This is a genomic window from Micromonospora sp. DT31, assembly GCF_049841795.1.
GTDB lineage: Bacteria > Actinomycetota > Actinomycetes > Mycobacteriales > Micromonosporaceae > Micromonospora.
Genome location: NZ_JBNCKZ010000007.1, coordinates 19928 through 33188, shown reverse-complemented (window position 1 = coordinate 33188; position 13261 = coordinate 19928). Strand labels below are relative to the sequence as shown.

The following is a 13261-nucleotide window of genomic DNA, read 5'->3' as shown; positions in this document are numbered from 1 at the left end:
GGACCGGACATCGCGCCCGCAACCCGGAATGGTGACCCTGCTAACTGTGGCTAGCGTTTTGCTTGCAGGAGCTAGCAGTCGGAGCTAGCGTTGGGTCATGGCCACCAGCAAGGACCTTCCCGATGTCGGCGGGTTCATTCGCGATCTGCGGCGCAACGCGAAGATCTCGCTCCGCCAGCTCGCCGAGCAGGCGGGCGTGAGCAATCCCTACCTGAGCCAGATCGAACGCGGACTGCGCAAGCCGAGCGCCGAGGTGCTCCAGCAACTCGCCAGCGCGCTGCGCGTGTCCACCCCGGCGATGTACCTGCGGGCCGGGCTGCTGGACGACAAGGAGGGCCAGGGCGTGCTCGCGGCCATCGCGGTCGATCCCGAGCTGACCATGGCCCAGAGGCAGTCGCTGACCCAGATCTACGAGACGTTCCGGCGCGAGAACGCGCGCCTGGCCGAGCCGCCCGCGGCAACCGCGCCGCCCGCCACGACCGAGTCCGCCGTGGCCGAGCCGCCCGCCACGACCGAGCCGCCCGCCACGACCGAGCCGTCGGCGGTGACCGAGCCGTCGACGGCGGCGCAGGCCCCGGCCACCGTGACGGCGGCCGCGACCGGTCCGGTGACGCCGGAGGGCACGCCGACCGAGGCGGTCCTGGAGTCGGTTGCCGTCACCGAGGCGGGCGCCGCACCCGCACCGCGCACCACCCCCGAGCCCAAGTCCGCCCACCGGGCGGCCCGCGAGGCCGCCGACGCGGCCGAAGAGGAGCAGTCATGACCCAGCCGAAGACCAACCGCATCCCCGCCCCCCTCTACGCCGCCGCCGGCGCCGGCGAGCTGGCTCTGGAGCAGCTGCGCAAGCTGCCCACCGTGGTCAGCGGCCTGAGCACCCGGGTGGTCGCCGACCTGGGCGGCAAGGCCGTCGTCACCGGCTACGACCTGCGGCACAAGGCGACCGAGACGCTGAAGACGGCCAACCTCACCGCGACCGGGCTGCGCGAGCGGGCCGGCGCGACCGACCAGCTCCGTGAGGCCGCCCACCTGGACAAGCTCCGCGAGGCGGCGAACCTGGACAAGCTCCGGGAGTCCGCCACCCGCAACGCCGCCGTCGTGGTGGCCGGTGCGCAGGCCGCACAGGAGCGGGCCCTGGCCGCGTACGCCGAGCTGGTCGCCCGTGGCGAGCGGGTCGTCGGCGCCGGCGTGCTGGAGGCCGCCGACACGGTGAACGCCGACATCGAGGCCACCGAGGCCACGATCGACGCCCCGAAGGCCACCGCGGCGCGGACCGACGCCCCCAAGAGCGAGGTGCCCACCCCGGCCGAGGTGGCCGAGATGGTGGCCGCCAAGCCGGCCGCCGTGAAGCGGACCCGGGCCACCAAGGCGACCGCCACGAAGGCGGCCAAGCCGGCCACGCCGTCGGCGAAGCTGCCGAAGGCCACGAAGCGGACCCGCCCGGCCGCCGAGTGACCAGAAGCTCCACCGGGACCCCGGACAGCGTCCTCTCGGACGTTTCCGGGGTCTCGGCATAAGCTTGCCCCCATGGCCAACGCCGCGCCGATCTTCGCGTTCGCAGTCCAAGACGTGATCCAGCTGATCCTGCTCGTCTTCGCCCTGGTCGTACAGGGGGTGGCGCTGGTGCACGCGGTCACCCAACGCGGTGACGGGTTCGCCGCGATCGGCACGCTGCCCAAGGGTGGCTGGATCGCCATCCTGGCGGTCTGCCTGTTGCTGACCCTGTTGGGCTTCGGCCCGATCAGCCTGTTCGGGCTGATCGGCATCGCCGCGGGCCTCATCTACCTGCTCGACGTGCGGCCCGGCCTGCGGGACCTGCACGGCGGCCGAGGGTCCTGGTGAGGAATTTCCGTTGGCCCCCGCCGCCGGACGGCGGCCCCCGCACCTGGGGTCCCGGCCCCGGCGCGCCCCGCAGCGGGCGGCCGGCGCTGCCCGAGCCGGAGACGGAACTCGTCGCCACCCCGCACGGGGTGAACCTGGAACGCCTGGTCACCGGCACCGGTGACCCGGTCACCGTGTTCGCGCACGGGCTGGGCAACGGCATCGCCACCACCCGCCCGTTCGGCAGCGGCGTGACCGGTCGGCGGATCTTCTTCCAGTTCCGCGGGCACGGCCGCTCGGACTCCCCGTCCGGGCCGTGGACCTACCTGGACCTGGCCCGTGACCTGCGGGCGGTGGCCGACCTGGGCGGGGCGACCCGGGCGTTCGGCGCCAGCCTCGGCGCGGGCGCGCTCTGCCGGCTGCTCGCCGAGAGTCCGGAACGTTTCGAGAAGCTCGTCTTCTTCCTCCCCGCCGCGCTTGACGCCCCGCGCGGTGAGGCGGCCCGGGCCCGGCTCACCGCGCTGCTCGACGCGGTGGCCGCCGGCGACGCCTCGGCGCTCGCCGACGTGGTGTCGCTGGAACTGCCGCCGTCGGTCCGCAACGTCCCGGCCGGCTGGGCGTACCTGCGGCAGCGGCTCGACCAACTGCTGCGCGACGGGCTCGCGCCCGGCCTGGCCGACCTGCCCGGGCAGGCGCCGCTTGACGACGCCGGGGTGCTCGCCGCGGTCACCGCGCCGGCCCTGGTCATCGCCGCCGCCGACGACGACCTGCACCCGGTCGCCGTCGCCGAACGGCTGGCCGCCGCGCTGCCGAATGCCACCCTGCACGTGTACGACCGGCCCGGCATGCTCTGGACCGAACGCGCGGACCTGCGGGAGCGCGTGTCGACGTTCCTCAACGGGTAACGTCGGCGCCCATGGGCGTCACACACCACGGCCGCACCCACCGGCTCGACCTCGCCGACCCGACCCTGCGCGAGTGGACCTGCCGGGTGCTGGCGGCCGACCCCGAGCAGGGCATCGTGCTGGACCGGTCCGCGTTCTACCCCGGTGGCGGCGGGCAGCCGCCGGACCACGGGGTGCTGCTCTGGCAGGGCGTACAGACCCGGATCGTCGGCACCCGCAAGGGCGACGACCTCTGGTTGGTCCCGGCCGAGGGTGACCCGGTGCCGCCGGTGGGCACCGAGGTCGTGGGCGCGGTCGAGGACGGCCGCCGGACCATGCTGATGCGTACCCACTCCGGGCTGCACGTGCTCTGCGGCGTGGTGTTCCGGGACTTCGGGGCGCTCGTCACCGGCGGCAACATGGAACCCGGCGAGGCCCGGATGGACTTCAACCTGCCCGAGGTGCCGCCGGACTTCAAGGCCCGCATCGAGGAGCTGGTCAACGCCGAGGTGGCCGCCGACCGGTCGGTGGCGGTCCGGGTGCTGCCCCGCACCGAGGCGCTCGCCCTGCCGGACATCATCCGCACCCAGTCCAACCTGATCCCGCCCGAGGAGCAGGAGGTGCGGATCGTCGACATCGTCGGGTTGGACGTGCAGGCCGACGGCGGCACGCACGTCGCCTCCACCGCCCAGATCGGCAAGGTCCAGGTGGTCAAGGTGGAAAGCAAGGGGCGGGCCAACCGTCGGGTACGCGTGCGCCTGGCGGACTGATCCGCCTCCGGTCAGCGCGGCAGGTGTGCCGCCCGGACGGCGAGCAACCAGCGCTCCACGGTCTCCTCGTCCGGGCGCTCCGGCAGCGGTGAGCGGATCCGGGCGAACTCCGCCTCGGCGGCCGCCACCAGGGCCCGCGCCTCGTCGAGTGCGCCGCCGGCCACCCGCTCGCCGAACGCGTGGAACCAGCCCGGGTCGGCCAGCCGGATCTCCAGCACCCCTGTCGCGTACAGCCCTCGGCCCTGGTGCAGCAGCCGGGCCAGGTGTCGGGCGTGCTTCGCCGAGCGTCGCCGGCTGCCGGTGTCCGCCGGGGCGGCGGCGAGCTTGCGGAACTGCTGCGCGGCGTAGCCGAGGTAGGCGTCGCGTACCCGGGGCGCGCTCACGAACGCCGACCGGATGCCGATCAGCTCGGCACCGAGGTCGGTGCGGGTCTCGTAGCAGTCCTCGGGCAGCCACATCAGTTCGGTGGCGGTCGGGTTGCCGCTCAACGCCAGCAGGGCGTATTTCCGGGCCTCGTGCAGGGTGAGGTCCGGCTCGGTGGTCACCACCGATTCGCGGGGCGGGCGCAGGCCGTGCAACGCCACGGTGGGTGCGGCGAACACGCCGAGCCGGTCGGTGTCGGAGCCGGGGCCGGCCAGCCCGTACGCGACCGAGCCGACGACCCCGCAGAGCAGCAGGTGCATACCGGTGATGATCGCCCATTCGGGTCGCTCGGAAAACCGGACTTCGGCTGTCAGGTATCGGTGACACGGTGGTCCCATGACCTCACCACTGACCGGAAGGGTGGCGCTCGTCGCGGGCGCGACCCGGGGCGCCGGCCGGCAGATCGCTGTCCAGCTCGGCGCCGCCGGAGCCACCGTCTACGCCACCGGCCGCAGCACCCGCGAGCGCCGCTCCGAGATGGACCGTCCGGAGACCATCGAGGAGACCGCCGAACTGGTCACCGCCGCCGGGGGCACCGGCATCGCCGTCGCGGTCGACCACCTCGACCCCGAGCAGGTGCGCGCCCTGGTCGCCCGGATCGACGCCGAACAGGGCCGCCTCGACGTGCTTGTCAACGACATCTGGGGCGCGGACCCGCTGATCACCTGGGAGAAGCCGGTCTGGGAACAACCCCTCGACGCCGGCTTTCGCACCCTGCGCCTGGCCGTCGACACGCACATCATCACCAGCCACTTCGCGCTGCCGCTGCTGATCCGCCGTTCCGGCGGACTGGTGGTGGAGATCGGCGACGGCACCAAGACGTACAACGACGCCACCTACCGGCTGTCGGTCTTCTACGACCTGGCGAAGGTCTCGGTCAACCGGCTCGCCTTCACCCAGGCGCACGAGTTGAAGCCGCACGGTGGCACCGCCGTCGCGCTCACGCCCGGCTGGATCCGCTCCGAGTTCATGCTGGAACGCTTCGGGGTGACCGAGGAGAACTGGCGCGACGGCGCGGCGACGGACCCGCACCTCCTCATCTCGGAGACGCCGGCCTTCGTCGGGCGCGCGGTGGCGGCGCTGGCCGCCGACGAGGACCGGGCGCGCTGGAGCGGACAGTCGGTCTCGGCGGGGGAGCTGTCCAAGGTGTACGGCTTCACCGACGTCGACGGCAGCCGACCGGACGCGTTCCGCTACATCCGCGAGGTGGTCGAGGCCGGCAAGCCGGCCGACGTCACCGGCTACCGCTGACCGGCGGGGACGGGCGGGCCGGGTCGTCGTAGCGCGCGGCGGCCCGGCGTGCCGCGTCCGCCATCCGCGCGCGCAGCTCCGGCGGGTCGAGCGCCTCGACCTCCGGGCCCAGCGCCAGCAGCTGGGAGTACGCGACCGGCACCGACTCGACGGGCAGCCGGACCACCACCCAGCCCTGCTCGTCGGGGTGGCCGGCGGTGGCGAGTACCTCCTCGTACACGAACGGGGCGTCGACGAGGTGCCGGAGCTGGCGCAGGCCGGTCGGGCCGACCCGGACGGTGACCTCCGCGCGGAGCATGGTGCGCAGGAACGCCCCGGCCTGCTCCCGCCAGTACGCGGCCAGGTCGAAGTCCTCGTCCCGGTCGATCGTCGCCCCGCCCACCTCGACACCGGTCACCCGGTCCACCCGGTAGGTGCGGTGCCCGTCACCGACGCGCGCGACCAGATACCAGACCCCGCTCTTGAGCACCAGCCCGTAGGGCTCGACCTGCCGGGTCACCTCCCGATCGCCGCGCCGGTAACGCAGCTCCACCACCAGGTCCCGCCAGACGGCGCGGGCCAGTTCGGTCAGCACGGGCGGCGGCGCGGTCTCCCGGAACCAGCCCGGCGCGTCCAGGTGGAAACGCCGCCCGGCGCGGGCCGGGGCGTCCCGCAGGCTCGGCGGCAGCGCGGCCAGCACCTTCAGCTCGGCGGCGGCCACCGCGTCGGCGAGGCCCATGTCGCCGGCCGGTCCGGGCAGCCCGGCCAGGAACAGCGCCTCGGCCTCGTCCCGGCTCAACCCGGTCAGCCGGGTGCGGTAACCGCCGAGGAGCCGGTAACCACCGGCCCGCCCCCGGTCCGCGTAGACCGGGACGCCGGCCGCGGAGAGCGCCAGCACGTCTCGGTAGACGGTGCGCTCGGACACCTCCAACTCGCGGGCCAGCTCGCCGGCCGTCATCGTCTCCCGGGACTGGAGCAGCAGCACCAACGAGATCAGCCGCGACGCACGCACCCGCCCATTGTGTAAGGAAGGGCCCCGCTTAACGCATCCGGTATAGGAAGGGACCCCTCCTAACACCCGGGCGACGGGGACCCGACCACTAGGCTGTGCCGTCGTGAACGCCTCCCGTACCGTCGCGCCGGTCGCCGGCGCGGCCACCCGCTTCCTCGGCGGCGCCGGGCTGCTGCTGCGCGGCTTCGGCATGTACGTCCGCAGCCCCAAGATGATGCTGCTGGGTGTCATCCCGGCGCTGATCTCCGGCGTGCTCTACCTGGCCGGCTTCGCCGCTCTGCTCTACTTCGTGGACGACCTGGCCGGCTGGCTCACCCCGTTCGCCGACGACTGGTCGTCGACCGGGCGCGGGTTGGTGCGGGTCGCCGCCGGGTTGGCCGTCGTCGGACTCGCCTGCCTGCTCGGGGTGCTCACCTTCACCGCGGTCACCCTCGTCATCGGCGACCCGTTCTACGAGAACATCTCCGAGCGGGTCGAGGACCGGCTCGGCGGGACACCGGGCAAGGTGGACGTGCCGTTCTGGGCGTCGCTGCGGCGCAGCGTCGTCGACTCGCTGCGCCTGGTGGCGCTGTCCGCGCTGATCGGCGTACCGCTGTTCGCGGCCGGTTTCATCCCGGTGGTGGGGCAGACGGTGGTGCCGGTGGTCGGCGCCCTGGTGGGCGGCTGGCTCCTGGCGCTGGAGCTGGTCGGCGCGCCGTTCTACCGGCGGGGGATGCGGCTGCCGGACCGGCGGGTGCGGCTGCGCGCCGACCGGCCGACCGCGCTGGGGTTCGGGGTGGCGGTCTTCCTGTGTTTCCTGATCCCGCTCGGCGCGGTGCTGGTCATGCCGGCCGCCGTCGCCGGGGCCGCCCTGCTGGCCCGCCGCTCGCTCGGCCAGCCGATCGAGGAGAGCTGACATGGACACCGTGCTGATCGAGGGGGACATCACCGCGCAGCAGGTCGACGCGATCGTCAACGCCGCCAACTCGTCGCTGCTCGGCGGCGGGGGAGTGGACGGCGCGATCCACCGCCGCGGCGGTCCGGCGATCCTCGCGGAGTGCCAGGCGCTGCGGGCCTCCCACTACGGGCGCGGGCTGCCCACCGGCCAGGCGGTCGCCACCACGGCCGGTAACCTGCCGGCCCGCTGGGTGGTGCACACCGTCGGCCCGGTCTACTCGCCCCGGGAGGACCGGTCGGCGCTTCTGCGCGACTGCTACGCCAACAGCCTGCGCGTGGCCGACGGGCTGGGCGCCCTCCGGGTGGCGTTCCCGCTGATCTCCGCCGGGATCTACGGCTGGCCGGTCGAGGACGCGGTGGCGCAGGCGCTGTCCGTGCTGCACGCGGCCACGCCGGTGCACGTGACCGAGGCCCGGCTGGTGTTGTTCGGCGCGGAGACGTACGCGACCGCGGTGCGGGTCGCCGCCGGGCTCAGGTGAGCGTCCGCCGGCACGACCACTGGCTGTCCACCGGCCGGTAGCCGAGCCGCGCGTTGACCGCCAGCATCGGCGCGTTCGCCTCGTCGTTGGAGGTGTACGCGGTCCGCACCCCACGCCGCGCGGCGACGTGCAGCGCGGCCTGCTTGGTCAGCCGGGCCAGCCCTCGGCCCCGGTAGGCGGGCAGGGTGCCGGTGAAGTCCGTCCACATCCGGTCCCCGTCCCGCTTCACCAGGCTCAACGCCACGAGTTCGCCGCCCACCTCGGCGACCGTGCTGGCCTTGCGGTCCAGCCCCGGGTTGTCCCAGCACTCGTGCTGCCACAGCTCGAAGTCGAGGGAGTCCGTCGGCACGTCCCCCGGCTCGTCCCGGGACGCCTCCGCGTCGACCCGGTGCACCTGGTGCGCGTCGAGCCCGGCGATCGCCCGCAGCCGTACGCCCGGCGGCGGTTCGGGCATCGGCGGGGCGGGGTCCAGGTCCAGCGCGGAGTAGCGCATTTCCCGGCTGGGGGTGAAGCCGTGCCGTTGCGCGAACGGCAGCGACTCGGTACGCGCGTGGATGAGCACCTGGGTGGTCCCGAGGGTCCGCAGGTGACCGAGCGCGGTGTCGAACAGCGCGGTGCCGGCGCCTTGGCGGCGGTGCTCCGGATGCACGTGCAGCAGGGCGATCTCACCCACGCCCGGTGTGGAGGTCTGCGTGTTGCGGAACGCCGACACCCAGCCGACGATCTGCCCGTCCGCCTCGGCGACCCAGCCGGCCCAGCCCTCACCGGGCGGCGGTTCGGCGATCATGCGGCGGGTCGACACGACGCCGCGCACCAGGTACGGATAGACGAGCGCACGCAACGCCACCACGGCGGGCGCGTCCTGGGCACGGGCGGGACGGATCGTGGCTTCACTCATCCGGCGGACCCTAGCCCTCGCGTCGGCCGCTCCGCGACCGGTTAACGCGCGGCGGGTGGTTAAGAGGGGCCCCCTGAGCCATTTTCATCCTGCGTATCGGTTGGCTTCGACGTGGTGCAGGACGAGGATGGCCCGCACGATGCCGCTCGCTCGGCGTGGGCAGCAGCGCAGCTTTGTCAGGATTTTCCAGGTCTTCCAGTGTGGCGATGGCGCGTTCGCCGCGGGCGCGGATCTTCGTGTGGGCGCGGTTGACGGCCTTCTGCCGGCGTGACAGCTTCGGCCGGAAGCGGCGTCGCTTGAACGGGGTGCGCGCGCTGCCGCGGGCGCCTTGATAGCCCTTGTCCGCGAAGGTCATCACGTCGGCGTTGGTCAGGGCGTCGATGATGCCGTGGGTGCGGGCGGCGTTCAGGTCGTGCGTCGAGGCGGGCAGCGCGGCCGAGGCCCAGACGAGACGCCCGGCTGCGTCGGCGATGACCTGCACGTTGACTCCGTGACGTTTGTGTTTTCCGGAGTAGTACGGCTTCTGGTTGGCGACCCGGTCGATCGGGATCAGGGTGCCGTCGAGGATTGCGTAGGCGAGCAGCCGGATCCTGGTCATGGCCGTGGCCAGGTCGTCGGCGGTCGCGGCGGGCAGGTCGATGGCCTCGCGGACATCACGCCAGGCGGTCGTGACGCTGATCTCGAATCCGGTGGCCAGGCAGGTCAGGGTGTCGCCGTTGCGCAGGTGGGCCAGGGCGAGCAGGGCTTGCCGGCCGGGGTCGAGGCGTCGCCACCGGGACCGTCGCTGCTGGCGGCGGGTTCGGATGAGGGCGGGCGAGGTGGTTCAGGCTGCGGGTGGACAACGGAATCGCGGCAGGGTAAGACAGCACAGCGAGGCTCCCGGTTGAGGCATCTGATCTTGGCCGATTGCTGTCTTACCGGGAGCCTCGTCCCTGCATAGACACCGGCCTCCCACACCGCCCGTTACCTGCACCGCCACGATGAAAATGGCTCAGAGGCAAGTTGAACGCCGAAAGATCGAGCTGGAACCCAGCCGGCCCTCACCCGGGATCCAACTGGAATCTCTGCCCAGGAACGCGCACCCACAGTCCACACCTGGCGGATATGTCAAGCAATCGTGGACGGCCAGCCATCGACCACCAGCGAGAGGACCGGGAGATCTACCATGACCGCGAAATCCAACTCCGACGCGACGACGCCGGACCTCGGCCCACTCAGCTTCAAACTGTGGTTTCCTCAGTGGGAAACAGTACAGGGCAATCTGCACTGCAGATTCTATGTCACAACGGCTGGATTAACTCAACTGCACGAAGGAAGCGCAGACTGCATGACTCATTTCCTGGCCGATCTCGCGCATCCCGACACGCAGGTCACCGATTGGTGCGTCAACCGGCACAGGACTACATACTTTTCGGATTATCCACACGCCGCCAACTGGCAGGATCGACTGACACTAACCTGGGCCGTCGAGGTTCAAACTGACCTGAAAGCAGATCCCGAGGACGCTGGAACGCATTCTCCCGGCCCGCATGGAAGCTATGCCTACGACATTACCTTCGAGGACGAAGATGACGCCTGGGAACGGACACGCGAGCGCGTGCTCGTCATCGCCGGCACCCCTTACGGCACTCAGATCGACGAAGCCTCGCTCAATCTTGGTCAAACCTTACGCGCACTGAGCATCCCGGCTTTCCAGGGAATGACCGTCTTGGACCTGGGCGAACTAGATCTTCCGGAAGATCTACCGCAGGTCGATCACGTCCTCGATCAGTGCAGCGAGAGAGGGCTTTGCACCAACTGGAAGAATCCGGTTCCGCCGTGGGACCGGTGATGCTTTTCGCAACCCACTCTCAATCCACGACAGACGATCGCCGGGTTGGCCTTGTACAGGCGGCCTCGACATCGATGCCACACTCGGCCAAACCGGCGTGGACCGTCTGCACGGCTTCCGATTCGGAAGCGAGCTCCACCAAGTCGGCGATCCAGAAGTCCAAGGCCAGGTGGTCAGCCGTGCCGAGCTCGAGGCTGCCCTTGCTCCCGCCGGTGGCGCTCACCGCGGCGGCCGGATGACACTCCACATTGTTGAGAGCGGCAACGACTGAAGTGTCCGCGCCACGGCCGGCAAAGGGCACCAGACACGCCACCGCCGAGAATGGCAAGGACCGGATCGCAAAGGGCTCGGAAGGCCTCTCCTGGTACGCAGCCGAAGATCTCACAGCCTTCCAACCGTGGAATCATCGACCACTCCTTTGCCCGGCTCGCCCAGGACAAGCCGGGCGGAGGCGGGGACCTACGCACCACGTACGCCAAGTAGGTCGCCTCAGCAAGGTCCCAAGAAACCTGGAGCAAGTTGAGTTCCATCCTGACCAGATCATTGCCGAGGACCCGGGACAATAACCATGGCAGCCGAACGACGTGACACCTACACCGCCATCGCCACACAGGCACAAATGCTTTACGATCAGGGTGCCCCCCCTGGCGAAGCCCTGCGTCAATGCTACGGCGTCGACCTGCCCGATGAGATCTTCATCATCGCCGACTCCGAACTCAGGACACGCGCGCCATCCATCCGATTCCCCATCCAGCCGTGGCGACTGATCCCACGTCCGGGCAGCATCGAGATACCGCGCGAACCGACCGGGTCGGACAGCATCGAGAAGGAACTCTTCCGTCGCGACTCGGACCTGTTTCCGCTGGCCTTCCTGACCAGGAGGGAAGCCCGGCACGGCGACGTCCTGGTCTGCTACCGGATGAGTGAACTCGCGGCCGGCCGCCATACGGTCCACGGAGTCCCCGGCGTGACTTACCGCGTCCCCGCCTCGCTGGATGTCAGATCCGCCCTCATTTCCCTCGGAAGTTCCTTGTTAACTGTCCTGCACGAGTATTTCACGGACATTTTCGAGAGCTTGGAGGCAGAAGCAGACAAGGAACGGGCATGGGGCACGGACGCGATCGACGATGAATCACTCGACCGCGCAAAGGGGTTCGTCGACCTGATCGAGGAGTTGCTGCGCAGAAGCCGCACCTGAGCCATGGGGAAGGCTGATCTCTGTGTCCCAGACCGAACGCTCGTGGTCGGGCTCGGCGTCGCGCAGGTTCGCCAGCGCCTCGGCACGGGCCTCCAACGCAGCACAATGCTCATCTTCCGGTGGACGAGAGATCTCTTCTCTCAGCAGGTCTAATACAGAAATACCAAGGTGTTCCAGATCCCCAAAATCAAGGCAAGGATCGGGTGTGGACTACCGCTGCGTGACAGAAGAAACGCCGGCAACGACGCAGGTAAGAAGTGGAGGCTTGGCTCAAGCAGGCCAAGGTCTAATCGAAGCCGGACAACAGTTCAGGAGCTGATCTCAGATCAGAATGTGGCGGAGCTTATCTGCCGCGCTGATGGCGCCAGTCGGCGACTCATCGATCAAGCGCCATTGCGCGAGGAAGGCGACGGTGTCGTCGACGGCAGCCTGGCTGCGGGCGAGTTCAATGTCGCGGGCGCGAGATTTCCTGACATCCTCGTGATCGGCGCTACTGTGCAGTTCGTCGAGGCGTTGCCGCAGCAGCGACCGCAGATCATCTCGCGTCGCCTCAGTCACATCGTTTCGCAATATGGTGGCAAGGCGGAAGGCGATGGCATCCAGGTTCGGCATGACGAGGGCGTGCAGCGGTGGTGCCGACTTGGCGGTTTCACGGATAGCAACGACCAGCGCGTTCAATCGTTGCAGTTCGACGTCCTCCGAGCTTCTCGGATCGAGCCACAACTGCGTACCTGAAACGACGACGGCGATCTTCCGAAAGGTGCCGCGCCGCCCGCGCGACAGGCTGCGGTCGCGATACTGAATCAACAGCGGTTCCAGCGTGACCAGAAGCGCTTCCATGCCGGTCTCGTCAATTATCTGATCGGAGCAGCTGCCCCTGCTCGACTCAGGGAGTAGAGGGGTGTCGCGCAGGCGGTCACGCACCGCTGGCCAGAGTGGCTCGGCCAGGTTGAGTCGGAATACAAATCGATGGTTTCCATCGAAAGCCTGGATCTCCGTCGCGCGCCGATAGGTCCAAATCGCCATTGCTGCCTTCTCTGGGTTGCGGTGTCCCGCCGGGTGGTGACATATGCCCTGAGGTTGTCCGAGATGGGCCCGCGGCCGAGCTCCTTCGAGGCGTATCGGCCAAGGGTAAACGATCGTCGGCCACGGCCCGGTGCTCGGTCGTAAAGTGTTCGATGGCGAGCCTGAACGTGGCGGTTCCGACGCCCCTGATGCCCGCATTCGCAACGTACGGAGGGATGTAGAGGTCCAATGCCAGCGTCGGCAGCGGCTCAGAATCGGGTGTGGGCGTCATGGGTTTCACGTAGGCCTCACCGAGGAAGATGCCCTTGGAAGCCGGCTCGCTGTACCCCACCGATCTTCGCCGCAGGATCGACGTGTAGGCCGAGCGTCCTGTAGGCAAGCCTCGGGTTACACGAAGATGGCCTTCAAGATTGTTTCCCAAGAGCTCCGTGCCTGCGGAAACGGTTCCGGATCGACCTCTTGGAGTTCTCGCAGCAGGCGCTGCACGTACCCATCTGTTCGCTCTTCTTCGGGCCCGCCCTGTTCCTCGAATGAGTTGATCTCAAGCTGGATGCGGCGGAGGAATTCGACGAATATGTCCAGCTTGCTGTTGATGAGCCTTGCGCGTCCCCTCCATCCATGAGTGGACGGTGCCTGTGGCTCCGTCGAGGAGGATGATCCCCGCATTCGGTCCTGGTCCGAGGGAAAACATGTCGTCCACTTCTATGACCTCGGATCGTCCGCGCTCCCGGGTGCCTTCTCCTTTGGTGATGAGTC

The 13261-nt window shown here is 69.8% G+C and carries 16 protein-coding genes and 1 pseudogene; 10 read left to right on the top strand and 7 right to left on the bottom strand.

Going from position 1 to position 13261, the window contains the following annotated elements:
- The first annotated feature begins 97 nt into the window (after nucleotides 1–97).
- The 5 genes from ACLQ2X_RS13945 (at nucleotide 98) to ACLQ2X_RS13925 (ending at nucleotide 3472) form a co-directional block, all read left to right on the top strand.
- The gene (locus ACLQ2X_RS13945) at nucleotides 98–763 is read left to right on the top strand and encodes a helix-turn-helix domain-containing protein (protein ID WP_425681428.1); all 666 of its coding nucleotides are present in this window, start codon (nucleotides 98–100) and stop codon (nucleotides 761–763) included.
- Nucleotides 760–1452: a hypothetical protein gene (locus ACLQ2X_RS13940; protein WP_425681427.1), complete on the top strand. Its 693-nt coding sequence runs from the start codon at nucleotides 760–762 to the stop codon at nucleotides 1450–1452. Before ACLQ2X_RS13945 ends, ACLQ2X_RS13940 begins: the two co-directional genes overlap by 4 nt.
- Nucleotides 1453–1524: 72 nt before the next feature.
- Complete coding sequence (locus ACLQ2X_RS13935; RefSeq protein WP_425681426.1) at nucleotides 1525–1839, top strand: DUF2516 family protein; 315 nt, start codon at nucleotides 1525–1527, stop codon at nucleotides 1837–1839.
- Nucleotides 1836–2723, top strand: coding sequence for an alpha/beta fold hydrolase (locus ACLQ2X_RS13930; RefSeq protein ID WP_425681425.1), 888 nt, complete (start codon nucleotides 1836–1838; stop codon nucleotides 2721–2723). The genes ACLQ2X_RS13935 and ACLQ2X_RS13930 overlap by 4 nt, the downstream gene beginning before the upstream one ends.
- A gap of 11 nt (nucleotides 2724–2734) precedes the next feature.
- Nucleotides 2735–3472: an alanyl-tRNA editing protein gene (locus tag ACLQ2X_RS13925; RefSeq protein ID WP_425681424.1), complete on the top strand. Its 738-nt coding sequence runs from the start codon at nucleotides 2735–2737 to the stop codon at nucleotides 3470–3472.
- 11 nt (nucleotides 3473–3483) lie between these two features.
- On the opposite strand, the gene ACLQ2X_RS13920 is transcribed toward ACLQ2X_RS13925, so the two are convergent.
- A complete protein-coding gene (locus tag ACLQ2X_RS13920) occupies nucleotides 3484–4155 on the bottom strand; it encodes a nucleotidyltransferase domain-containing protein (protein WP_425681423.1) in 672 nt (223 codons plus the stop codon).
- 76 nt (nucleotides 4156–4231) lie between these two features.
- On the opposite strand from ACLQ2X_RS13920, the gene ACLQ2X_RS13915 reads away from it, so the two are divergent.
- Nucleotides 4232–5146, top strand: a complete 915-nt coding sequence (locus ACLQ2X_RS13915) for an SDR family oxidoreductase (RefSeq protein WP_425681422.1) — start codon at nucleotides 4232–4234, stop codon at nucleotides 5144–5146.
- Here the strand turns inward: ACLQ2X_RS13915 and ACLQ2X_RS13910 are convergent.
- Nucleotides 5130–6137 carry a helix-turn-helix transcriptional regulator gene (locus ACLQ2X_RS13910; RefSeq protein ID WP_425681421.1) on the bottom strand — a complete coding sequence of 336 codons (1008 nt, stop codon included), beginning with the start codon at nucleotides 6135–6137 and terminating at the stop codon, nucleotides 5130–5132. The two genes, ACLQ2X_RS13915 and ACLQ2X_RS13910, sit on opposite strands and share 17 nt — an antisense overlap.
- A 103-nt stretch (nucleotides 6138–6240) precedes the next feature.
- Here ACLQ2X_RS13910 and ACLQ2X_RS13905 point away from each other — a divergent pair, with 103 nt between their 5' ends.
- Nucleotides 6241–7032 (top strand): EI24 domain-containing protein, encoded by a 792-nt coding sequence (locus ACLQ2X_RS13905; protein WP_425681420.1) that lies wholly within the window; start codon nucleotides 6241–6243, stop codon nucleotides 7030–7032.
- Between the two features lies 1 nt (nucleotide 7033).
- On the top strand, nucleotides 7034–7552 hold the full coding sequence (locus ACLQ2X_RS13900) for an O-acetyl-ADP-ribose deacetylase (RefSeq protein ID WP_425681419.1): 519 nt from the start codon (nucleotides 7034–7036) through the stop codon (nucleotides 7550–7552).
- On the opposite strand, the gene ACLQ2X_RS13895 is transcribed toward ACLQ2X_RS13900, so the two are convergent.
- Together ACLQ2X_RS13895 and ACLQ2X_RS13890 are read right to left on the bottom strand one after the other, a co-directional pair.
- Nucleotides 7545–8450 (bottom strand): GNAT family N-acetyltransferase, encoded by a 906-nt coding sequence (locus tag ACLQ2X_RS13895; RefSeq protein WP_425681418.1) that lies wholly within the window; start codon nucleotides 8448–8450, stop codon nucleotides 7545–7547. The two genes, ACLQ2X_RS13900 and ACLQ2X_RS13895, sit on opposite strands and share 8 nt — an antisense overlap.
- An 84-nt stretch (nucleotides 8451–8534) precedes the next feature.
- A pseudogene (locus tag ACLQ2X_RS13890) lies at nucleotides 8535–9319 on the bottom strand (transposase family protein).
- Between the two features lie 296 nt (nucleotides 9320–9615).
- Here ACLQ2X_RS13890 and ACLQ2X_RS13885 point away from each other — a divergent pair.
- Nucleotides 9616–10281: a hypothetical protein gene (locus ACLQ2X_RS13885; RefSeq protein WP_355015058.1), complete on the top strand. Its 666-nt coding sequence runs from the start codon at nucleotides 9616–9618 to the stop codon at nucleotides 10279–10281.
- A 19-nt stretch (nucleotides 10282–10300) separates the two neighbouring features.
- On the opposite strand, the gene ACLQ2X_RS13880 is transcribed toward ACLQ2X_RS13885, so the two are convergent.
- Complete coding sequence (locus tag ACLQ2X_RS13880; RefSeq protein WP_354868502.1) at nucleotides 10301–10594, bottom strand: hypothetical protein; 294 nt, start codon at nucleotides 10592–10594, stop codon at nucleotides 10301–10303.
- 255 nt (nucleotides 10595–10849) lie between these two features.
- On the opposite strand from ACLQ2X_RS13880, the gene ACLQ2X_RS13875 reads away from it, so the two are divergent.
- Nucleotides 10850–11479 carry a hypothetical protein gene (locus ACLQ2X_RS13875; protein WP_354868500.1) on the top strand — a complete coding sequence of 210 codons (630 nt, stop codon included), beginning with the start codon at nucleotides 10850–10852 and terminating at the stop codon, nucleotides 11477–11479.
- Nucleotides 11480–11800: 321 nt separating this feature from the next.
- On the opposite strand, the gene ACLQ2X_RS13870 is transcribed toward ACLQ2X_RS13875, so the two are convergent.
- Together ACLQ2X_RS13870 and ACLQ2X_RS13865 are read right to left on the bottom strand one after the other, a co-directional pair.
- Nucleotides 11801–12505: a hypothetical protein gene (locus tag ACLQ2X_RS13870; RefSeq protein WP_425681417.1), complete on the bottom strand. Its 705-nt coding sequence runs from the start codon at nucleotides 12503–12505 to the stop codon at nucleotides 11801–11803.
- 387 nt (nucleotides 12506–12892) lie between these two features.
- A complete protein-coding gene (locus tag ACLQ2X_RS13865; RefSeq protein WP_425681416.1) occupies nucleotides 12893–13171 on the bottom strand; it encodes an SUKH-4 family immunity protein in 279 nt (92 codons plus the stop codon).
- Nucleotides 13172–13261 lie beyond the last annotated feature (90 nt).

What these genes read in the sequence shown, in the direction of transcription:
- ACLQ2X_RS13945 (WP_425681428.1), top strand. Translation starts at nt 98, where the DNA reads ATGGCCACCAGCAAGGACCTTCCCGATGTCGGCGGGTTCATTCGCGAT.
- ACLQ2X_RS13940 (WP_425681427.1), top strand. Translation starts at nt 760, where the DNA reads ATGACCCAGCCGAAGACCAACCGCATCCCCGCCCCCCTCTACGCCGCC.
- ACLQ2X_RS13935 (WP_425681426.1), top strand. Translation starts at nt 1,525, where the DNA reads ATGGCCAACGCCGCGCCGATCTTCGCGTTCGCAGTCCAAGACGTGATC.
- ACLQ2X_RS13925 (WP_425681424.1), top strand. Translation starts at nt 2,735, where the DNA reads ATGGGCGTCACACACCACGGCCGCACCCACCGGCTCGACCTCGCCGAC.
- ACLQ2X_RS13920 (WP_425681423.1), bottom strand. Translation starts at nt 4,155, where the DNA reads ATGCACCTGCTGCTCTGCGGGGTCGTCGGCTCGGTCGCGTACGGGCTG.
- ACLQ2X_RS13915 (WP_425681422.1), top strand. Translation starts at nt 4,232, where the DNA reads ATGACCTCACCACTGACCGGAAGGGTGGCGCTCGTCGCGGGCGCGACC.
- ACLQ2X_RS13900 (WP_425681419.1), top strand. Translation starts at nt 7,034, where the DNA reads ATGGACACCGTGCTGATCGAGGGGGACATCACCGCGCAGCAGGTCGAC.
- ACLQ2X_RS13895 (WP_425681418.1), bottom strand. Translation starts at nt 8,450, where the DNA reads ATGAGTGAAGCCACGATCCGTCCCGCCCGTGCCCAGGACGCGCCCGCC.
- ACLQ2X_RS13885 (WP_355015058.1), top strand. Translation starts at nt 9,616, where the DNA reads ATGACCGCGAAATCCAACTCCGACGCGACGACGCCGGACCTCGGCCCA.
- ACLQ2X_RS13875 (WP_354868500.1), top strand. Translation starts at nt 10,850, where the DNA reads ATGGCAGCCGAACGACGTGACACCTACACCGCCATCGCCACACAGGCA.
- ACLQ2X_RS13870 (WP_425681417.1), bottom strand. Translation starts at nt 12,505, where the DNA reads ATGGCGATTTGGACCTATCGGCGCGCGACGGAGATCCAGGCTTTCGAT.
- ACLQ2X_RS13865 (WP_425681416.1), bottom strand. Translation starts at nt 13,171, where the DNA reads ATGCGGGGATCATCCTCCTCGACGGAGCCACAGGCACCGTCCACTCAT.